Origin of the sequence: Enterobacter cloacae complex sp. ECL411 (assembly GCF_021869665.1) — a bacterium.
Taxonomy (GTDB): domain Bacteria; phylum Pseudomonadota; class Gammaproteobacteria; order Enterobacterales; family Enterobacteriaceae; genus Enterobacter; species Enterobacter intestinihominis.
This window is the reverse complement of sequence record NZ_CP091486.1, coordinates 4,295,558-4,315,663: the sequence shown is the minus strand read 5'-3', so window position 1 is coordinate 4,315,663 and position 20,106 is coordinate 4,295,558. Positions and strand designations below refer to the sequence as shown.

The following is a 20,106-nucleotide window of genomic DNA, read 5'->3' as shown; positions in this document are numbered from 1 at the left end:
GATCACATTTCTTTACCTTGATTATTACTCTCAGGCTAATGATTACGTCCTACGCTTAATTGATGCCTTTCTCACCAGAGCGCACACTTTACTCAACGTTAAGCAAATCAGAATGATGTGCTGAATCAGGAGGTTAATAATGTTATCTGGGCAAACACCCACCCGGCAATGGAACACCCGACGCAGCGAGAAAGCGCGTCGTCTGGCGTCCGTACCGGTGCAGGGCAAGGTACTGCCAACCGGCGATCTTGTCGCCATGCTGGAAAAACTGATCGCACCAGGCGACAAAGTCGTTCTGGAAGGCAACAACCAGAAGCAGGCGGATTTCCTTTCCCGTTCACTGGCCGAAGTGAACCCGCAAATCGTGCACGATCTGCATATGATCATGCCGAGCGTGGGCCGCAGCGAACATCTGGACATCTTTGAGAAAGGCATCGCCCGCAAGCTCGACTTCTCCTTCTCCGGTACGCAAAGCCTGCGCATTTCGCAGCTGCTGGAGGATGGTCAGCTCGAAATCGGGGCGATTCACACCTACATCGAACTCTACTCACGTTTATACGTCGACCTTTCGCCAAACGTGGCGCTGATTGCCGGTTTTAAAGCGGACCGTAAAGGTAACCTCTACACCGGGGCGAGTACCGAAGATACCCCGGCGCTGGTGGAAGCCGCCGCGTTCCACGACGGCATCGTCATCGCACAGGTGAACGAGCTGGTGGACGACGAGTGCGACCTGCCGCGCGTCGATATTCCGGGCTCGTGGATCGATTACGTGGTGGTGGCGGACAAGCCGTTCTTTATTGAGCCGCTCTTCACCCGCGACCCGCGCCTGATTAAACAGGAACACATCCTGATGGCGATGATGGCGATTAAAGGCATCTACGCTGAACACCAGGTGCAGTCCCTTAACCACGGGATTGGCTTTAATACCGCAGCGATCGAACTGCTGCTGCCAACCTACGGCGAACAGCTCGGACTCAAAGGCAAAATCTGTAAACACTGGACTTTGAACCCGCATCCAACGCTGATCCCGGCCATCGAAAGCGGCTGGGTGGAGAGCGTCCACTGCTTCGGCGGCGAGCTGGGGATGGAAGAGTACATCCGCGCCCGTCCGGACGTGTTCTTTACCGGTGCTGACGGCTCCATGCGCTCTAACCGCGCCTTCTGTCAGCTGGCTGGTCAGTACGCGGTCGACATGTTTATCGGTTCCACGCTACAGGTTGATGGTTACGCTAACTCCTCAACCGTGACCCGCGGCCGTCTCTCCGGCTTCGGCGGCGCACCAAACATGGGCCACGATCCGCACGGTCGTCGCCACGCCACTCCGGCCTGGCTGAACATGATCACCGAGCCTGACCCGATGCAGCGCGGTAAAAAGCTGGTTGTGCAGATGGTGGAAACCTTCCAGGCGGGCGTGAAGCCAACCTTCGTGGAGAAACTCGACGCCGTAGACGTGGCGAAAGCCTCCGGCATGCCGCTGGCGCCGGTTATGATTTACGGCGATGACGTCACCCACGTGCTGACGGAAGAGGGGATTGCTTACCTCTACCGGGCGAAAGATCTGGAAGAGCGTCGCGCCATGGTCGCCGCCGTGGCGGGTATCACCGATATCGGTCTGGGCGTTGACGCCAAACGCGTGGCGGAACTGCGCCAGAGCGGCAAGGTTGTGTATCCGGAAGATATGGGCATTCGTCGTACCGATGCCACCCGCTCTCTGCTGGCTGCGGGCAGCGTGGCTGACCTCGTTGAGTGGTCCGGCGGCTTGTATAACCCACCTGCGAAATTCCGGAGCTGGTAATGAAACTTCTGCCCCAGATCCAGGTTGAAGGCGGTGCCGAATGGCTGGCGCGAACCGCCACGCAGTGTCTGATTGACGAAGCACGTTTAAGCCCGAAGCCCGGTCTGGTGGACAGCCGGGGGAACGGCGCGCATCACGATTTATCGCTTGCGCTGATGGAGCGCTCCGCTCACAGCCTGACCCCCACGTTTCAGGCGCTGGCGCAACAGAGCTGGCAGTGTCCGGCGGATATTGCCCTCAGGCAAACCGTTGGCCGCCTGGGTCGTGAAGGCGAACGGCAGATGATGGCCGCTACCGACGGCGTGAACACACACCGTGGCGCGATCTGGGCGCTGGGATTGCTGGTGAGCGCGGTGGCGATGCTGGGCGGCGATGCCCGGGCGCAAACTGTCGCGAACACCGCCGCTCAGCTGGCGAAACTGCCGGATGACGCGGCGCCGAAAGTATTCAGCAAGGGGTTACGCGTCACGCACCGCTACCGTGTACCGGGCGCGCGTGAAGAGGCTCAGCAGGCGTTTCCGCACATCATGCAGCGCGCGCTGCCGCAGCTTCACCTCAGCCGTCTCAACGGCAGCAGCGAAACGCAGGCCAGACTCGACGCGCTGATGGCGATCATGACCTCGCTCACCGACACCTGCGTGCTGTCGCGCGCCGGCATGGAGGGGCTGGATGCCATGCAGAACGGCGCCCGTGCGGTGCTGAACGCGGGAGGATGCGCAACACTTGCGGGGCAGCAGGCGCTGGCGCGGTTAGACCGTCAGATGCTGACGCTTAACGCCTCGCCGGGCGGAGCCGCAGACCTGCTTGCCGCCACGCTGTTTCTTGACCGCGTCGAAACGCCCTATTCAAAGCATTAAGAGGATGTTATGGAAAAAATCACATTGACCGTGCCCGCCAGCCGCGAAGTAAGCGGCAGGGCGCTGGCAGGGGTAGTCGGTTCCGGGGATATGGAGGTGCTTTTCACCGCCGAACCGGGCCAGACCTTAATCATTGATATCACCACCTCCGTCGACAACAGCCGTGGGCGCTGGGAGGCGTTGTTCAATCGCCTGCAAACCGTCAGCAGCCTGCCCGCAGGTAAGCTGACCATCCACGACTTCGGCGCGACGCCGGGCGTGGCACGCATTCGTATCGAACAGGTTTTTGAAGGGGTGAACCATGCGTGATGACAGCAGCTTTATCGAATTAAAAGCGCGCCAGCGTGCGCAGGCGCTGCTCGACGACGGCAGCTACCGCGAACTGCTGGATCCGTTTGAAGGCATTATCTCTCCGTGGCTTGGGCCACAGGGGATTGTTCCTCAGGCCGATGACGGCATGGTAGTCGCGAAAGGGACCATCAACGGCCAGCCTGCAGTGGTGGTGGCGATTGAAGGCACCTTCCAGGGCGGCAGCATGGGCGAAGTGTCCGGTGCCAAAATGGCGGCGGCGCTGGAGCTGGCTGCGGAAGATAACCGCAACGGCATTCCGACTCAGGCGGTACTGTGCCTCGAAACCGGCGGCGTACGTTTGCAGGAAGCCAACCTCGGCCTGGCGGCGATTGCCGATATCCACGCCGCGATCGTTGACCTGCGTCGCTATACCCCGGTTGTCGGGATTGTCGCCGGGACCGTGGGCTGCTTCGGCGGGATGTCTATCGCCGCGGCGCTGTGCAGCTACCTGATTGTGACCCGCGAAGCGCGTCTTGGCCTCAACGGCCCGCAGGTTATTGAGCAGGAAGCGGGCATTGAAGAGTATGACTCCCGCGACCGTCCGTTTATCTGGAGCATGACCGGCGGCGAAGTGCGCTATGAAAGCGGACTGGTGGACGCGCTGGTGGGCGACGGCGTGAACGCGGTGAAAGCCGCGATGAACGAGGCCATCGCCAAAGGCGTACCGGCGAAACATCGCACCGATAACTACGACGATTACCTGAACCGTCTGACGAATTTCGACACCCGCAAACAGGCCGATGCCGAACAGATTAAAGCGCTTTTTGCCCGGGAGGTGAAATGATGACTAACTCAATTAGCCGTGGCGAACTCTGGCTGGAAACTCTGGCCCCGAACGCGAAACGTCTGGAGGGGTTATGCCCGTCCGTGCAGGCGGCAGACGGCGAGCTGAACGGTGAAACGGTGCGCTTTGTCGCCGTGGTGCCGGACGCCAACAACCACTTCCCGCGCGCGGCGCAAGGGGAAGTGGGGCTGCTGGAGGGCTGGACGCTGGCAAAAGTGGTCAGCGAAACCGTCGCCGCTGACGCAGATAAAGCCGTGAAGCGCCCGATTGTGGCGGTGATCGATGTCCCAAGCCAGGCCTATGGCCGTCGCGAAGAGGCGTTTGGTATCCACCAGGCGCTGGCCGGCGCCGCTGCCGCCTATGCCAATGCGCGGCTGGCGGGGCATCCGGTGATTGGTCTTATCGTCGGTAAGGCCATGTCCGGCGCGTTTCTGGCGCACGGCTACCAGGCTAACCGCCTGATTGCCTTCAACGATAAAGGCGTGCTGATCCATGCCATGGGCAAAGAGTCTGCGGCGCGCATTACGCTGCGTACCGTTGAGGCGCTGGAAAAACTGGCGGCAACCATTCCGCCAATGGCGTACGACATCAGCAACTACGCCACGCTGGGGCTGCTCTCCGACCTGCTGGATATCAGCAACCCGGATGCCCCTTCCGAAAGCGATCTGACGCGGGTGAAAACTACCCTGCAACAGGCCATCAGCGACGCTCGTCAGGACATCACGTTGAAAAACCGTCTGGGTGCTGACAACCGCCGCAGCTCGGCGCTCGTACGTGAACGTATGCGAGCCAGCTGGTAAGTAAAAAGAGACCTGCCAGATGCATTACCCCGTGGGCGCGCCCGTTGCGTCCACGCGGGAACCTGCATCCTGAAAATAATAAACATCGCGCCAGTGCTTAAACTTTTTTACTACAGGTGATTTATGACTTACGTAATTGTTCATGCTCTTGCACCGATTTTCGTCATCATGCTGCTGGGATTCTGGGCCGGTAAAGCAAAGATGGTCGATAACAAAAATGTTTCCCTGCTGAATATCTTCGTTATGGATTTTGCACTCCCTGCCGCGCTGTTCAGCGCCACCGTGCAAACCCCGTGGACCGGCATTGTGGCGCAGTCGCCGCTGATCCTGGTTCTCACCCTGGCGATGTGGATCACCTATGCGGCCATCTACTTCCTCGCCACCAAAGTCTTTAAAAAATCTCCGCAGGATGCGGCCGTACTGACGCTGACCGTCGCCCTGCCAAACTATGCGGCGCTCGGCCTGCCGATTCTGGGCAGCGTGCTGGGTGAAAGTTCTTCTACTTCACTCTCCGTGGCTGTCTCCATCGCCTGTGGTTCGGTGCTGATGACCCCGTTCTGCCTGCTTATTCTGGAGCGTGAGAAAGCCCGCGCCGAAGGCAATAACTCCGGTTCAACGCTTTCCATGCTGCCGGTGCTGATGTGGCGCTCCATTAAAAAACCGATCGTGATGGGCCCGCTACTGGGTGTGATCCTGTCCGCTATCGGCATCAAAATGCCAGAGCTGGTACTGGCGGCGATTAAACCTCTGGGACTGTCCGCGACCGCTGCGGCGCTGTTCCTGACCGGGGTGATCCTCTCCGCGCGTAAGCTTCAGATCAACACCATGGTGATCACTTCCACTATCGCCAAGCTGCTGATCCAGCCAGCAATTGCCTGGGGTATCGTTTTAATCTTCGGTCTGCACGGCTCCGTGGCGATCACCGCCATCCTGATGATTGCGCTGTCTGCGGGCTTCTTTGGCGTGGTGTTCGGTAACCGCTTTGGCGTGCAGTCGCCGGATGCTGAAGCCGTGCTGCTGTTGAGCTCCATACTGTGTATCCTGTCGCTGCCGCTGTTTATCTCGCTGACTTCAGGAATGTAATTATGACCACAACATTACGCCCACACGACCTCATCTGGCTTACCGCGCGCGACGCCCTGGAAGGGATTACCGAATCCTGGGCAGACGCGGCCTGGCATACCGGGCTGCCGGTAGTGGTGCGGCGTGATGTTGATAATGAAGGCCGTATTCCCGTTGGCGTGCGCGGATTGCGCCGCGACCAGCGGGCGGCCGGATGGGTGAAGCCTGAGAACGTGTTGCGCGTGGTGTCGCCCGAAGAGTTGAGCGTTGCCGCCGACCTGCTGCGTTCGCCGTTTGTCACTCAGCCGCCGGTTCAGGTGGCGCTTCAGCTTGCGCAGCAGTCGTGGCCGTGGACGTGGGGGATAACCGGCAGTACGGGTTATGCGCTGGCGACCGGCATTCCGGTGATCCACGCCGACAGCGATCTCGATCTGCTGATCCGCGCCCCGCGTACCGTTTCCCCTGAGGCGTTTACTGACTGGCAGGCTCAGCTCAGCCGTGCGTTGTGCCGGGCGGATACGCAGGTGGACACGCCCGAGGGCGGATTCGCGCTGGCAGAATGGCTACGCGACGGCAAAACGCTGCTAAAAACGCAATGTGGACCGCGCCTGGTAGCGGATCCATGGCACAGGGAGGAGTAATGAAAATACTGTTTACCTTTCCGGGGCAGGGCACACAGCACGAAGGTATGCTGCAAAACCTGCCGGGAACGGAGCTGGAGCAGGCCCGTGCTGTGCTGGGGGCGGAAGTCGATACCCTGGACAGCGCATCCTCGTTAACCCACACCCGTGCGGTTCAGCTTTCACTGCTGATTGCCGGCGTGGCCTGGGCGCGCGAGCTGGAACGTCGCGGCGTGTCGCCGGATATTGTCAGCGGTCTGTCCATTGGCGCTTATCCTGCGGCGGTTATCGCAGGCTCGCTGGACTTTACGGATGCGCTGAAGCTGGTGGCGCTGCGCGGTGATTTGATGGAGCAGGCGTATCCGCACGGCTACGGCCTGACGGCGATTATGGGGTTGACCCTGCCGCAGGTGGAAAACCTGATTCAGGGGACTGGAACCTATATCGCTAACCTGAACGCCGAAACGCAGATCGTGATTGCCGGAACCGATGACGGTATGGCGCAGGTGGCGGAGCGCGCGCTGGCGAAGGGCGCAAGCAAGGCCAAACGGCTGGCGGTGAGTGTGCCATCGCACTGCGCGCTGCTGGCGGAACCGGCGAAGAAGCTGGCAGCGGCGTTTGAATCGGTCACGCTTTCCCGGCCCCGCTGCGCGTACCTGAGCGGCAGTACCGGACGCGTGCTCTGGCAGCCGGAGAAAATTGCCGACGATCTGGCAATGAACATGGCGCGAACCGTGCGCTGGCAGGAGGCGGTGATTTCCGCTAACGAGCGTGAAGCGCGGCTGGCGATTGAGATGCCGCCGGGAGGCATATTAACCTGCCTGACGCGGCAGGCGGCGTGGGAAGGCGAATCCATTTCGCTGGAGCGCAGCGGGGTGGACGTGGCGGTGCATCTGGCGGGGCGGCTTCGTGCGTGAGTTTTTTTGCCCGGTGGCGGCTGCGCCTTACCGGGCCTACGGGTTCGGTTGTATTATTTTGTAGGCCGGGTAAGACGCAACGCGTCGCCACCCGGCAAGGCCTCAGGCTCCGTCCTGCAAACTTCTGGCGTACATCCGCCCTTCCGCGGCCAATGCTCGCAGGCTCGGATCCTGCTCGCGGTTGCGGGCAAAGACGATCGCAATCAGCTGCTGCATCTGGTACGGCTGTGCCAGCTTCAGTAGCTGCACCGAATTTTCGTACACTTTCTTCATCCTGCCCGGCATCAGCGTAAACCCGACCCCCGCCTGCACCAGGCTCAGCATCGAGAAAATATCGTTTACCCGCGTCACAATCTCCGGCTCGAAACCGGCAATATGAAACGCTTCCTGAAACCCGGCGTAAGTGGCGAACCCTTCCGCGAGGGCGACAAACTTCTGATCTTTATAGTCACGCAGATCGGCGGGACCGCTGGTATTCAGCGTGGCAGAGGCCGGTGCGGCAAGGAAAATATCGTCATGGAACAGGGGCAGCACTTCGAGGCTGTTACGGTCGATATCGCTCTCGGAGATAGAGATTAAAATCGCATCCAGCGACCCCTCATCCAGCATATGGAGCAGGGTTTCGTTCGAGCCCATCGTCAGATCCATCTCCAGATCCGGACGGCGCAGCTTCATGCCCATTATCAGGCGCGGCACGGTTTCCAGCGTCAGCGAGTAAAGCGTACCGACGCGCAACCGTCCCTGGCCGATACCGGCAATCTTGCGCGACTCTTCCAGTCCGCGCTCCATCACCTGCATCACCTCCTGACAATACTCCAGCAGCGTCCACGCGGAGGGGAGGGCAATCAGGTTACGCCCTTTGTGAGCAAAGAGCGGGCAGCGGACGTTCTCTTCGAGGGTATGCAGCGCGCGGTGCACGCTGACACCGCTCAGGCCGAGCGTTTCGGCGGTACGTGCGATATTGCCCTTGTCCATGAACGTCATGAAGATGCTGAGCTTACGGAATGTAATCTCGCTCGTGGTATCGAAGCCCATAACCCTCCCGGCGTGTTAGTCGGCTTGCAGCATCGCTTCCAGCTGTTCCTGCGCGTCCAGCCATGCCATTTCGCACTCTTCGAGACTGGATTTGGTTTTCGCCTGCGTTTGCAGACAGTCCGTCAGCTCCGCTTTGCGGCTCTGATCGTACAGTTCGCTGTCGCCCAGCTTCTCTTCGACGGCGGCAAGCGTGGCGTTAAGCTTTTCCATCTCTTTTTCGAGACGGGTAATCTCTTTACGCAGCGGCTGAGTCTGGGTGCGCAGTTCCGCTTCACGGCGCTTCTGGTCTTTACGCGCCTGGGCGCTGTTGGCGTTGTCTTTCGCTGACTCTTCCGGCTGGTTTTCCTGCTTCTGCACGTCCGTCAGCCACTGCTGGTAATCTTCCAGGTCGCCGTCGAACGGTTCCACTTTGCCGCCGTGAACCAGATAGAGATCGTCGGTGGTGGAGCGGATCAGGTGGCGATCGTGCGAAACGACAACCAGCGCCCCTTCGAACTCGATCAGCGCTTCGGTCAGCGCCTGACGCATGTCGAGATCGAGGTGGTTGGTCGGTTCATCGAGCAGCAGCAGGTTTGGACGCTGCCAGACGATCAGCGCCAGCACCAGACGCGCTTTTTCGCCGCCGGAGAAACGCGCTGTATTTTCAGTCACCTTATCGCCCTGGAAGCCAAAGCCGCCGAGGTAGTCGCGCAGCTTCTGCTCCATCTCCTGCGGCGCCAGGCGCGCCAGGTGCTGGATCGGCGATTCATCGGCGCGTAAAAATTCCAGCTGATGCTGAGCGAAGTAGCCAAGCTTGATGCCCTTCGCCAGCCCGATTTCGCCGCTGACCGGGTTAAGCTCGCCCGCCAGCAGCTTGATCAGCGTCGATTTACCGGCGCCGTTACGCCCCAGCAGACCGATGCGTGAACCCGGCACCAGGTTGAGCTTGATAGAGTCGAGAATAATGCGATCGCCATAGCCCGCGCTCACTTTTTCCATCTTCAGCAGCGGGTTCGGCAGGCTCTCCGGCTCGCGGAAGCTGAAGTGGAACGGGTTATCCACGTGCGCGGGGGCGATCATCTCCATGCGTTCCAGCATTTTGACGCGGCTCTGCGCCTGCTTGGCTTTTGACGCCTTGGCCTTGAAGCGATCCACAAAGCTTTGCAGGTGCGCCACGCGCTGCTGCTGGCTTTCATACATCGCCTGCTGCTGGGCGAGGCGCGTCGCGCGCTGGCGCTCGAAAGAGCTGTAGTTGCCGGTGTACTCGAACAGGCTTTGCTGTTCGATATGAATGATTTTATCCACCACCGGGTCGAGGAAGTCGCGGTCGTGGGAGATCAGAATCAGAGTGCCCTGATAGCTCTTGAGCCACTTCTCCAGCCAAATAACCGCATCGAGATCGAGGTGGTTGGTCGGTTCATCGAGCAGCAGGAGGTCAGAGCGGCAGATCAGCGCCTGCGCCAGGTTAAGGCGCATACGCCAGCCACCCGAGAAATCGCTCACCGGGCGTTCAAGCTGTTCGTTGCTGAAGCCCAGGCCGTGCAGCAGGCTGGAGGCGCGGGAGCGAATGGTCCAGGCGTCGATGGCGTCCAGCTTGCCGTGGACGGTGGCGATGGCGTGGCCGTCGTTGCGCTCGTTGGCGGCGTTGAGCTCCGCTTCGAGCTTGCGGTATTCACGGTCGCCGTCGATAACATAGTCGAGCGCCGGTTCGCTCAGCGCGGGGGTCTCCTGGTTTACCCAGGCGAGCTGCCAGTTGCCCGGGAAGGTAAAGTTCCCGCCATCCGCGCTTATCTCGTTTTTCAGCAGTGCCAGCAGGGTGGATTTACCGCAGCCGTTTTTGCCGACCAGCCCCACTTTCTGGCCCGGGTTGATGGTAGCAGTCGCGTTATCCAGCAGGACGCGCACGCCGCGACGAATTTGTAACGAGGAGAAAACAATCATAGAAGCGCCGTATGTTCCGACTATGTTAATTTGTCATTATGATAATGTAAGGTGTGGGCCAATTTCCCCACCGGGCCGCCATGGTAGCCCAAAACGACAACAATACACAAAAACAGAACCGGGAGGGGAGTGATGTCTCAGACAGCGAAAGTGCTGCTGCTGTATGCCCATCCGGAATCACAGGACTCGGTGGCAAACCGGGTGCTGCTTAAGCCGGCCACACAGCTCAGTAACGTAACGGTGCACGATCTCTACGCGCACTACCCCGATTTCTTTATTGATATTCCTTACGAGCAGGAACTGCTGCGTCAGCACGACGTGATTGTGTTCCAGCATCCGCTTTATACCTATAGCTGTCCGGCGCTGCTGAAAGAGTGGCTGGACCGCGTGCTGAGCCGGGGCTTTTCCAGCGGGGTGGGGGGCAACCAGCTGGCGGGAAAGTACTGGCGGAGTGTCATCACCACCGGTGAGCCGGAAAGCGCTTACCGTCACGACGGGCTGAACCGTTACCCCATGAGCGACATTCTGCGGCCGTTTGAGCTGACGGCGGCGATGTGCCGTATGCACTGGATGAGCCCGATTATTATCTACTGGGCACGGCGGCAGGATCCGAAAGCGCTGGCGAGCCATGCCAGGGCCTATGGCGAATGGCTGGCGTCACCGATTCCGGCGGGAGGACGCTAATGGACGGTTCGAATTTACTCCTCGCCGGGGTGCTGTTTTTGTTTGCCGCCGTCGTCGCGGTCCCCCTTGCCGCGCGTCTCGGCATTGGCGCGGTGCTGGGCTATTTGCTGGCGGGGATAGCCATTGGTCCCTGGGGGCTTGGGTTTATCAGCGATGTGGATGAAATTCTCCACTTCTCCGAGCTGGGCGTGGTGTTCCTGATGTTTATCATCGGGCTTGAGCTTAATCCGTCCAAGCTGTGGCAACTGCGGCAATCTATTTTTGGCGTCGGGGCGGCGCAGGTGTTGCTCAGCGCCGCCATTCTGGCGGGCCTGCTGATGCTGACGCAGTTTTCCTGGCAGGCCGCGGTGATTGGCGGGATCGGTCTTGCAATGTCGTCGACGGCGATGGCGCTTCAGCTGATGCGCGACAAAGGGATGAACCGCAACGAGGCGGGGCAACTGGGCTTTTCGGTGCTGCTGTTCCAGGATTTAGCGGTGATCCCGGCGCTGGCGCTGGTGCCGCTGCTGGCAGGCTCCGGAGACGATCATTTCGACTGGATGAAGATCTCCATGAAGGTGCTGGCCTTCGCGGGGATGCTGATCGGCGGACGGTTTTTACTGCGTCCAGTGTTCCGGTTTATTGCCGCATCCGGCGTACGCGAGGTCTTCACCGCCGCAACGCTGCTGCTGGTGCTTGGTTCAGCGCTGTTTATGGATGCGCTGGGGCTGTCGATGGCGCTCGGGACGTTTATCGCCGGGGTGCTGCTTGCGGAAAGCGAGTACCGCCACGAGCTGGAGACCGCCATCGATCCGTTTAAGGGGCTGCTGTTAGGGCTGTTCTTTATCTCGGTGGGTATGGCGCTTAATCTTGGCGTGCTCTATACCCATCTGCTGTGGGTTATTGCGAGTGTCGCCGTGCTGGTGGCGGTCAAAACGCTGGTGCTGTATCTCCTCGCGCGGATTTACGGGCTGCGCAGCTCGGAAAGGATGCAGTTTTCCAGCGTGTTAAGTCAGGGCGGAGAGTTTGCGTTTGTGCTGTTTTCCACTGCGTCGTCTCAGAAGCTGTTCAAAGATGACCAGATGGCGCTGCTACTGGTGACGGTCACGCTGTCGATGATGACCACGCCGCTGCTGATGAAGCTGGTGGACAAACTGCTGTCGCGCCGCCTGAATCCCGCAGACGATGAAGACGAAGCGCCGTGGGTGGAAGATGATAAACCGCAGGTGATCGTCGTGGGCTTTGGCCGCTTCGGACAGGTGATTGGTCGCCTGTTGATGGCAAATAAAATGCGCATTACGGTGCTGGAGCGCGATATCAGCGCCGTCAACCTGATGCGCAAATATGGTTATAAGGTGTACTACGGGGATGCGACGCAGCTTGAGCTGTTGCGCTCGGCGGGGGCAGAGGCTGCGGAGTCCATCGTCATCACCTGTAACGATCCGGAAGACACAATGAAGCTGGTGGAGCTGTGCCAGCAGCATTTCCCGCATCTGCATATTCTGGCGCGTGCGCGCGGACGTGTTGAGGCTCACGAACTTTTGCAGGCGGGTGTGAAACACTTCTCCCGCGAAACCTTCTCCAGCGCGCTGGAGCTGGGGCGCAAGGCGCTGGTTTCGCTGGGTATGCATCCTCACCAGGCGCAACGCGCCCAGATGCATTTCCGCCGGCTGGATATGCGAATGCTGCGTGAACTGATGCCTGTGCACAGCGACACGGCGCAGATCTCCCGCGTGCGGGAAGCGCGTCGCGAACTGGAGGAGATCTTCCAGCGTGAGATGCAACAGGAACGACGCCAGCTCGACGGCTGGGATGAATTTGAATAAAGGGTAACGAAAGATGGCTTTACGTAAACGCTTTATCGCGGGCGCAAAATGCCCGTCCTGCCAGGCGCAAGATACGCTGGCCATGTGGCGGGAGAATAATATCGATATTGTTGAATGTGTTAAGTGCGGTCACCAGATGCGTGAGGTCGACAAAGAAGCCCGCGATCACGTTCGCAAAGAAGAGCAAGTGATCGGCATTTTTCATCCAGACTAGCGATATGCTCTGAGTTTTTTTAAGCTTAAGGGTACACGGGTGCAGAATTCCGCTACAATCTGCGCCAGCAATTTTCCCACGCTCAGGAGATATCATGAAAGTAGCAAAAGACCTGGTGGTCAGCCTGGCCTATCAGGTACGTACAGAAGACGGTGTGTTGGTTGATGAGTCTCCGGTGAGTGCGCCGCTGGACTACCTGCATGGTCACGGTTCCCTGATTTCCGGCCTGGAAACGGCGCTGGAAGGTCATGAAGTTGGCGACAAATTCGACGTTGCTGTCGGCGCGAACGACGCTTACGGTCAGTATGATGACAACCTGGTTCAGCGCGTTCCTAAAGACGTGTTCATGGGCGTTGACGAGTTGCAGGTTGGCATGCGCTTCCTGGCTGAAACTGACCAGGGTCCGGTTCCGGTTGAAATCACAGAAGTTGAAGACGACCACGTTGTGGTTGACGGCAACCACATGCTGGCTGGTCAGAACCTGAAGTTCAACGTAGAAGTTGTTGCTATCCGTGAAGCGACCGAAGAAGAGCTGGCTCATGGCCACGTTCATGGTGCGCACGGTCACGACCATGACCACGATCACGGCCACGACGGCTGCTGCGGTGGTCACGGCCACGATCATGGTCATGACCACGGCCACGGTAAAGGTGGTTGCGGTAACGGCGGCTGCGGCTGCCACTGATTCCGTACTGCGGAAAATAAAAAAGCGGGATAATCCCGCTTTTTTTACGCCTCAATAATGAGGTGGTGGCGTCTCTTCAGCCTGAGAGGCGATGTGCGACGACTGCGTTGCCTTCACTTTTTCAGTGAGAAGTCGCATCAAATCGCGCATTTTTGCCATTTCAAGCTCATGAGCCGTCACGGTCTGGTTCAGTTCTTCGATGGTGATGTCCTGAAAAGCCAGGCGGCTTTCCAGCTCAGCCAGTCTCGCTTCGATCGTTGTATCCTTCATCATTCACCTCGTTTATCTCTCATGCGCCATAATGGACCAGCGGCGGCGAAGTTTATCTGACTTTTTCCTTAAGTACAGTATCCATCTCCCTGACAAGAAACTTATTTAAACAAAAATAGTCTGAAAAGAAGCGACATTCGGGGGAGTCTGTCTGTAGATTTCTTCCACAACGTTTTATAGTACGTCACTCATTTACATTTAACACTGGGGTGAGAGACCTCAGGTCCTGGAGATATGGATGAAATCACTGTTTAAAGTTACGCTGCTGGCGACCACTATGGCTGTAGCGCTCAATGCGCCGCTGTCTTTCGCTGCTGATACTGCTGCGAAGCCTGCTGCGACTACAGACAGCAAAGCGGCATTCAAGAATGACGACCAGAAATCCGCCTACGCACTCGGCGCGTCTCTGGGCCGTTACATGGAAAACTCTCTGAAAGAACAAGAGAAACTGGGCATCAAACTGGACAAAAATCAGCTGATCGCAGGGGTTCAGGATGCGTTCGCAGACAAGAGCAAACTGTCTGACCAGGAAATCGAGCAGACTCTGCAAGCGTTTGAAGCGCGCGTGAAAGGCGCCGCTCAGACCAAGATGGAAGCAGACGCTAAAGATAACGAAGCGAAAGGCAAAGCCTACCGCGATAAGTTCGCTAAAGAGAAAGGCGTTAAAACGTCTTCTACTGGCCTGATCTATAAAGTTGAGAAAGAAGGTACCGGCGACGCGCCTAAAGACAGCGACACCGTTGTAGTTAACTACAAAGGTACGCTGATCGACGGTAAAGAGTTCGATAACTCTTATACTCGCGGTGAGCCTCTCTCCTTCCGTCTCGACGGTGTGATCCCGGGCTGGACCGAAGGCCTGAAGAACATCAAGAAAGGCGGTAAAATCAAGCTGGTCATCCCACCGGATCTGGCTTACGGCAAAACCGGCGTTCCGGGTATCCCGGCTAACTCTACGCTGGTATTTGATGTAGAACTGCTGGACATCAAACCGGCGCCGAAAGCGGATGCGAAAACAGACGCACCGGCTGACGACAAAGCCGCAGCAGCTAAGAAGTAATGCTGAAAAAAACCGCCGCCTTTACAGGCGGCGGTTTTTTTATTGTGGGGCAGATATAATTAACACTGGAAAGCGTTATACACGCTGTATTAATTTAGTTGTCCGTGTAGATAATGAGCCTGCCCTGAAAACCTAACGACAGGCTCCTGAAAAGGAGTGTTTTTTTCATGTCCAGGTCGCTTTTAACCAACGAAACCAGTGAACTTGATTTGCTGGATCAACGTCCATTTGACCAGACCGACTTCGATATTCTGAAATCCTACGAAGCGGTAGTGGACGGGTTAGCGATGCTCATTGGTTCCCACTGCGAAATCGTATTGCATTCCCTGCAAGATCTTAAGTGTTCCGCTATCCGCATTGCGAATGGTGAGCACACTGGCCGTAAAATTGGTTCGCCAATCACCGACCTTGCATTGCGTATGTTGCATGACATGACCGGCGCGGACAGCAGCGTCTCAAAATGCTATTTCACCCGCGCCAAAAGCGGCGTGCTGATGAAATCAGAAACTATCGCGATTCGAAACCGCGAACACCGGGTAATCGGTTTGCTGTGCATCAACATGAACCTTGATGTGCCATTCTCGCAAATCATGAGCACCTTCATCCCGCCAGAAACGCCGGACGTGGGCTCATCGGTGAACTTTGCCTCTTCTGTTGAGGATCTCGTGACACAGACGCTGGAGTTCACCATTGAAGAGGTGAATGCCGATCGCAACGTATCCAACAACGCCAAGAATCGTCAGATCGTCCTGAACCTCTATGAGAAAGGGATTTTTGATATCAAAGATGCCATCAACCAGGTGGCCGATCGCCTGAATATCTCCAAACACACGGTTTACCTCTATATTCGCCAGTTCAAAAGCGGCGACTTCCTGGGGCAAGACAAGTAATGCGTTTTGCGTTAATGGTGACGGGCCCGGCGTATGGTACCCAGCAGGCCAGCAGCGCGCTACAGTTTGCCCATGCGCTGCTTGATGCCGGTCATGAACTGGCAAGCGTCTTCTTCTATCGTGAAGGGGTCTATAACGCGAACCAGTTTACGTCCCCGGCGAGCGATGAGTTTGACCTTGTGCGCGCCTGGCAAAAATTAAACGAAACGCAGGGCGTCGACCTGCATATCTGCGTCGCGGCGGCACTGCGTCGCGGCGTGACGGATGCGACTGAAGCCGAACGCCTTGGTCTGGCAGGGGCTAACCTGCAACCGGGCTTTTCGCTCAGCGGATTAGGCGCATTAGCACAGGCGGCGTTGACCTGCGACAGAGTGGTGCAATTTTGATGAAGCGCGTAGCGTTTGTTTTTACTTCTGCCCCGCATGGCAGCGCTTCAGGCCGGGAAGGGCTGGATGCATTGCTCGCGACCTCGGCTCTAACCGAAGATATTGGCGTCTTCTTTTTAGGCGATGGCGTATTCCAGCTTCTGGCAGGCCAACAACCGCAGGCTATTCTTGCGCGCGACTACATTGCGACCTTTAAAGTTCTGCCGCTCTATGACATTGAAACCTTCTATGTGTGCGCCGACTCGCTGGCCGCTCGTGGGTTAAATGAGAAAATACCGTTCGTGCTGGACGTGACGATCCTGACATCTTCTGCGCTGCGCGAACAACTTTCTCACTACGATACCGTTCTGACTTTCTGAGGCTGTCATGCTCCATACCCTGAGCCGTTCACCGTGGCAATGCGATATCGACACGTTACTGAGCATGCTGCGCGAAGGCGATGATCTGCTGCTGATTCAGGATGGCGTACTCGCGGCGCTTGATGGCAGCCGTTTTGTTGAAATCCTCGCTAATGCCCCCATAACAGTCTCTGCGCTTAAAGAGGATCTGGATGCGCGGGGTCTTTCTGGTCAAATTTCAGCCAAAATTGACGTGGTTGGCTATACTGATTTCGTCAATCTTACTGTGACGCACGCCAGTCAAATGAACTGGTGATTTGAGATCGCTGTATATTTCTTGACACCTTTTCGACGTAGCCCTAAAATTTCGCGTCCTCATATTGTATGAGGTCGTTTTATTACGTGTTTACGAAGCAAAAGCTAAAACCAGGAGCTATTTAATGGCAACAGTTAACCAGCTGGTACGCAAACCACGTGCACGCAAAGTTGCAAAAAGCAACGTGCCTGCGCTGGAAGCCTGCCCGCAGAAACGTGGCGTATGTACTCGTGTATATACCACCACTCCTAAAAAACCAAACTCCGCACTGCGTAAAGTATGCCGTGTGCGTTTGACTAACGGTTTCGAAGTGACTTCCTACATCGGTGGTGAAGGTCACAACCTTCAGGAGCACTCCGTGATCCTGATCCGTGGCGGTCGTGTTAAAGACCTTCCGGGTGTTCGTTACCACACCGTTCGTGGTGCGCTGGACTGCTCAGGTGTTAAAGACCGTAAGCAGGCTCGCTCCAAGTACGGCGTGAAGCGTCCTAAGGCTTAATGGTTCTCCGTTAAGTAAGGCCAAACTGATTTATCTTAATGTCAAACTAAACTCGTAGAGTTTTGGACAATCCTGAATTAACAACGGAGTAATCCCATGCCACGTCGTCGCGTCATTGGTCAGCGTAAAATTCTTCCAGATCCGAAATTCGGATCAGAACTGCTGGCAAAATTTGTAAATATCCTGATGGTAGATGGTAAAAAATCTACTGCAGAAGCAATCGTATACAGCGCGCTGGAGACCCTGGCTCAGCGTTCTGGTAAAAATGAACTGGAAGCTTTCGAAGTCGCTCTCGACAACGTGCGCCCGACTGTAGAAGTTAAGTCTCGCCGCGTTGGTGGTTCTACTTATCAGGTTCCAGTTGAAGTTCGTCCGGTTCGTCGTAATGCTCTGGCAATGCGTTGGATCGTTGAAGCTGCTCGTAAACGCGGTGATAAATCCATGGCTCTGCGTCTGGCGAACGAACTTTCTGATGCTGCAGAAAACAAAGGTACTGCAGTTAAGAAACGTGAAGACGTTCACCGTATGGCAGAAGCCAACAAGGCGTTCGCACACTACCGTTGGTAATCCCTTCGGAGTCGTAGTCACCAGGCGGGCGCTTCAGAGAAGCCGCCCGCTCTGGGTAACTTAACTGAACGCCTAAAGATATAAACGAGGAATCAAATGGCTCGTACAACACCCATCGCACGCTACCGTAACATCGGTATCAGTGCGCACATCGACGCCGGTAAAACCACTACTACCGAACGTATTCTGTTCTACACCGGTGTAAACCATAAAATCGGTGAAGTTCATGACGGCGCAGCCACCATGGACTGGATGGAACAGGAGCAGGAGCGTGGTATTACTATCACCTCCGCAGCGACTACTGCTTTCTGGTCAGGTATGGCTAAGCAGTACGAACCGCATCGCGTAAACATCATCGACACCCCAGGGCACGTTGACTTCACCATCGAAGTAGAACGTTCCATGCGTGTTCTTGACGGCGCGGTAATGGTTTATTGCGCAGTTGGTGGTGTTCAGCCACAGTCTGAAACCGTATGGCGTCAGGCTAACAAATATAAAGTTCCACGCATCGCGTTCGTTAACAAAATGGACCGTATGGGTGCTAACTTCCTGAAAGTTGTTGGCCAGATCAAAACCCGTCTGGGCGCGAACCCTGTTCCGCTTCAGCTGGCAATTGGTGCTGAAGAAGGCTTCACCGGTGTTATCGACCTGGTGAAAATGAAAGCCATCAACTGGAACGAAGCAGATGCGGGCGTTACCTTCGAATACGAAGATATCCCGGCAGAGATGCAGGACCTGGCTGACGAATGGCACCAGAACCTGATCGAATCCGCAGCAGAAGCTTCTGAAGAGCTGATGGAGAAATACCTGGGTGGTGAAGAACTGACTGAGCAAGAGATCAAATCTGCTCTGCGTCAGCGTGTTCTGAACAACGAAATCATCCTGGTAACCTGTGGTTCTGCGTTCAAGAACAAAGGTGTTCAGGCAATGCTGGATGCGGTAGTTGACTACCTGCCATCCCCGGTTGACGTTCCTGCGATCAACGGCATCCTGGACGACGGTAAAGATACTCCGGCTGAGCGTCACGCAAGTGATGACGAGCCGTTCTCTGCGCTGGCGTTCAAAATTGCTACCGACCCATTCGTGGGTAACCTGACCTTCTTCCGCGTTTACTCTGGTGTGGTTAACTCCGGTGACACCATCCTGAACTCCGTGAAATCGGCGCGTGAACGTTTTGGCCGTATCGTACAGATGCACGCTAACAAACGTGAAGAGATCAAAGAAGTTCGTGCGGGCGACATCGCTGCTGCTATCGGTCTGAAAGACGTGACTACTGGTGACACCCTGTGTGACCCGGATCACCCGATCATTCTGGAGCGTATGGAATTCCCTGAGCCGGTAATCTCCATCGCGGTTGAACCAAAAACCAAAGCTGACCAGGAAAAAATGGGTCTGGCTCTGGGCCGTCTGGCGAAAGAAGACCCATCATTCCGCGTATGGACTGATGAAGAATCTAACCAGACCATCATCGCTGGTATGGGTGAACTGCACCTGGACATCATCGTTGACCGTATGAAGCGTGAATTCAACGTTGAAGCGAACGTGGGTAAACCTCAGGTTGCTTACCGCGAAGCGATTCGCGCGAAAGTTACCGATGTTGAAGGTAAACACGCTAAGCAGTCTGGTGGTCGCGGTCAGTACGGTCACGTTGTGATCGACATGTACCCACTGGAGCCGGGCTCTAACCCTAAAGGTTACGAGTTCATCAACGACATCAAAGGTGGTGTAATTCCTGGCGAATACATCCCTGCCGTTGATAAAGGTATCCAGGAGCAGCTGAAAGCTGGTCCTCTGGCTGGTTACCCGGTTGTAGACATGGGTGTTCGTCTGCACTTCGGTTCTTACCACGACGTTGACTCCTCTGAACTGGCGTTTAAACTGGCTGCGTCTATTGCCTTTAAAGAAGGCTTTAAGAAAGCAAAACCAGTTCTGCTTGAGCCAATCATGAAGGTTGAAGTAGAAACTCCGGAAGAGAACACCGGTGACGTTATCGGTGACTTGAGCCGTCGTCGCGGTATGCTGCGTGGTCAGGAATCCGAAGTAACTGGCGTTAAGATCCACGCTGAAGTTCCGCTGTCTGAAATGTTCGGATATGCAACTCAGCTGCGTTCTCTGACCAAAGGTCGTGCATCATACACTATGGAATTCCTGAAGTATGATGATGCGCCGAACAACGTTGCTCAGGCCGTTATCGAAGCCCGTGGTAAGTAATCCACAGGATTAAAACCTAAGTCCCGTGCTCTCTCCGAAGGGG

23 protein-coding genes are annotated in these 20,106 nt (G+C 56.7%); 20 read left to right on the top strand and 3 right to left on the bottom strand.

Annotated features, from left to right (window positions below; all coding sequences use genetic code 11):
• Positions 1-139: 139 nt before the first annotated feature.
• From mdcA to mdcH, 8 genes are all read left to right on the top strand, one after another.
• Positions 140-1,795, top strand: coding sequence for a malonate decarboxylase subunit alpha (gene mdcA, locus L3069_RS20785; protein ID WP_023298766.1), 1,656 nt, complete (start codon positions 140-142; stop codon positions 1,793-1,795).
• Positions 1,795-2,652 (top strand): triphosphoribosyl-dephospho-CoA synthase, encoded by an 858-nt coding sequence (locus L3069_RS20780; protein ID WP_038416831.1) that lies wholly within the window; start codon positions 1,795-1,797, stop codon positions 2,650-2,652. The genes mdcA and L3069_RS20780 overlap by 1 nt, the downstream gene beginning before the upstream one ends.
• Before the next feature lie 9 nt (positions 2,653-2,661).
• Positions 2,662-2,961: a malonate decarboxylase acyl carrier protein gene (gene mdcC / locus L3069_RS20775; protein ID WP_022649604.1), complete on the top strand. Its 300-nt coding sequence runs from the start codon at positions 2,662-2,664 to the stop codon at positions 2,959-2,961.
• Positions 2,954-3,787: a biotin-independent malonate decarboxylase subunit beta gene (locus L3069_RS20770; protein ID WP_003861672.1), complete on the top strand. Its 834-nt coding sequence runs from the start codon at positions 2,954-2,956 to the stop codon at positions 3,785-3,787. The genes mdcC and L3069_RS20770 overlap by 8 nt, the downstream gene beginning before the upstream one ends.
• A complete protein-coding gene (gene mdcE / locus L3069_RS20765) occupies positions 3,787-4,587 on the top strand; it encodes a biotin-independent malonate decarboxylase subunit gamma (RefSeq protein ID WP_038417081.1) in 801 nt (266 codons plus the stop codon). The genes L3069_RS20770 and mdcE overlap by 1 nt, the downstream gene beginning before the upstream one ends.
• Before the next feature lie 123 nt (positions 4,588-4,710).
• Positions 4,711-5,670, top strand: coding sequence for an AEC family transporter (locus tag L3069_RS20760; protein ID WP_023307100.1), 960 nt, complete (start codon positions 4,711-4,713; stop codon positions 5,668-5,670).
• A 2-nt stretch (positions 5,671-5,672) separates the two neighbouring features.
• Entirely contained in the window at positions 5,673-6,290 is a 618-nt protein-coding gene (locus L3069_RS20755) for a malonate decarboxylase holo-ACP synthase (RefSeq protein ID WP_038416830.1), read from the top strand.
• Entirely contained in the window at positions 6,290-7,186 is an 897-nt protein-coding gene (gene mdcH / locus L3069_RS20750; RefSeq protein ID WP_022649600.1) for a malonate decarboxylase subunit epsilon, read from the top strand. The genes L3069_RS20755 and mdcH overlap by 1 nt, the downstream gene beginning before the upstream one ends.
• Positions 7,187-7,288: 102 nt before the next feature.
• Here mdcH and L3069_RS20745 read toward each other — a convergent pair whose 3' ends face one another.
• Both L3069_RS20745 and L3069_RS20740 read right to left on the bottom strand, forming a co-directional pair.
• The gene (locus tag L3069_RS20745; RefSeq protein ID WP_022649599.1) at positions 7,289-8,221 is read right to left on the bottom strand and encodes a LysR substrate-binding domain-containing protein; all 933 of its coding nucleotides are present in this window, start codon (positions 8,219-8,221) and stop codon (positions 7,289-7,291) included.
• A gap of 15 nt (positions 8,222-8,236) precedes the next feature.
• Positions 8,237-10,141 carry an ABC transporter ATP-binding protein gene (locus tag L3069_RS20740; RefSeq protein WP_023298762.1) on the bottom strand — a complete coding sequence of 635 codons (1,905 nt, stop codon included), beginning with the start codon at positions 10,139-10,141 and terminating at the stop codon, positions 8,237-8,239.
• Between the two features lie 132 nt (positions 10,142-10,273).
• Here L3069_RS20740 and kefG point away from each other — a divergent pair, with 132 nt between their 5' ends.
• The 4 genes from kefG (at position 10,274) to slyD (ending at position 13,529) form a co-directional block, all read left to right on the top strand.
• Positions 10,274-10,825 carry a glutathione-regulated potassium-efflux system ancillary protein KefG gene (gene kefG, locus L3069_RS20735; protein WP_003861686.1) on the top strand — a complete coding sequence of 184 codons (552 nt, stop codon included), beginning with the start codon at positions 10,274-10,276 and terminating at the stop codon, positions 10,823-10,825.
• Entirely contained in the window at positions 10,825-12,630 is a 1,806-nt protein-coding gene (kefB, locus tag L3069_RS20730; RefSeq protein WP_003861688.1) for a glutathione-regulated potassium-efflux system protein KefB, read from the top strand. Before kefG ends, kefB begins: the two co-directional genes overlap by 1 nt.
• A 13-nt stretch (positions 12,631-12,643) precedes the next feature.
• Positions 12,644-12,844: a YheV family putative zinc ribbon protein gene (locus L3069_RS20725; protein ID WP_038416829.1), complete on the top strand. Its 201-nt coding sequence runs from the start codon at positions 12,644-12,646 to the stop codon at positions 12,842-12,844.
• 94 nt (positions 12,845-12,938) lie between these two features.
• On the top strand, positions 12,939-13,529 hold the full coding sequence (gene slyD / locus L3069_RS20720; protein WP_003861691.1) for a peptidylprolyl isomerase: 591 nt from the start codon (positions 12,939-12,941) through the stop codon (positions 13,527-13,529).
• A 51-nt stretch (positions 13,530-13,580) separates the two neighbouring features.
• Here slyD and L3069_RS20715 read toward each other — a convergent pair whose 3' ends face one another.
• The gene (locus tag L3069_RS20715) at positions 13,581-13,799 is read right to left on the bottom strand and encodes a protein SlyX (protein ID WP_023298761.1); all 219 of its coding nucleotides are present in this window, start codon (positions 13,797-13,799) and stop codon (positions 13,581-13,583) included.
• Positions 13,800-14,037: 238 nt separating this feature from the next.
• Between L3069_RS20715 and fkpA the strand changes: the two genes are divergently transcribed.
• From fkpA to fusA, 8 genes are all read left to right on the top strand, one after another.
• A complete protein-coding gene (gene fkpA, locus L3069_RS20710) occupies positions 14,038-14,856 on the top strand; it encodes an FKBP-type peptidyl-prolyl cis-trans isomerase (RefSeq protein ID WP_003861695.1) in 819 nt (272 codons plus the stop codon).
• 167 nt (positions 14,857-15,023) lie between these two features.
• Positions 15,024-15,746 carry a transcriptional regulator gene (locus tag L3069_RS20705; RefSeq protein WP_003861697.1) on the top strand — a complete coding sequence of 241 codons (723 nt, stop codon included), beginning with the start codon at positions 15,024-15,026 and terminating at the stop codon, positions 15,744-15,746.
• A complete protein-coding gene (tusD, locus tag L3069_RS20700) occupies positions 15,746-16,132 on the top strand; it encodes a sulfurtransferase complex subunit TusD (protein WP_003861699.1) in 387 nt (128 codons plus the stop codon). Before L3069_RS20705 ends, tusD begins: the two co-directional genes overlap by 1 nt.
• Positions 16,132-16,491 carry a sulfurtransferase complex subunit TusC gene (tusC, locus tag L3069_RS20695; RefSeq protein ID WP_023298759.1) on the top strand — a complete coding sequence of 120 codons (360 nt, stop codon included), beginning with the start codon at positions 16,132-16,134 and terminating at the stop codon, positions 16,489-16,491. Before tusD ends, tusC begins: the two co-directional genes overlap by 1 nt.
• A 7-nt stretch (positions 16,492-16,498) precedes the next feature.
• Positions 16,499-16,786: a sulfurtransferase complex subunit TusB gene (gene tusB, locus L3069_RS20690; protein WP_022649592.1), complete on the top strand. Its 288-nt coding sequence runs from the start codon at positions 16,499-16,501 to the stop codon at positions 16,784-16,786.
• 124 nt (positions 16,787-16,910) lie between these two features.
• Entirely contained in the window at positions 16,911-17,285 is a 375-nt protein-coding gene (rpsL, locus tag L3069_RS20685; RefSeq protein WP_000246815.1) for a 30S ribosomal protein S12, read from the top strand.
• Between the two features lie 96 nt (positions 17,286-17,381).
• Positions 17,382-17,852 carry a 30S ribosomal protein S7 gene (gene rpsG / locus L3069_RS20680; protein WP_003861706.1) on the top strand — a complete coding sequence of 157 codons (471 nt, stop codon included), beginning with the start codon at positions 17,382-17,384 and terminating at the stop codon, positions 17,850-17,852.
• 96 nt (positions 17,853-17,948) lie between these two features.
• Positions 17,949-20,063, top strand: a complete 2,115-nt coding sequence (fusA, locus tag L3069_RS20675) for an elongation factor G (protein ID WP_022649591.1) — start codon at positions 17,949-17,951, stop codon at positions 20,061-20,063.
• Positions 20,064-20,106 lie beyond the last annotated feature (43 nt).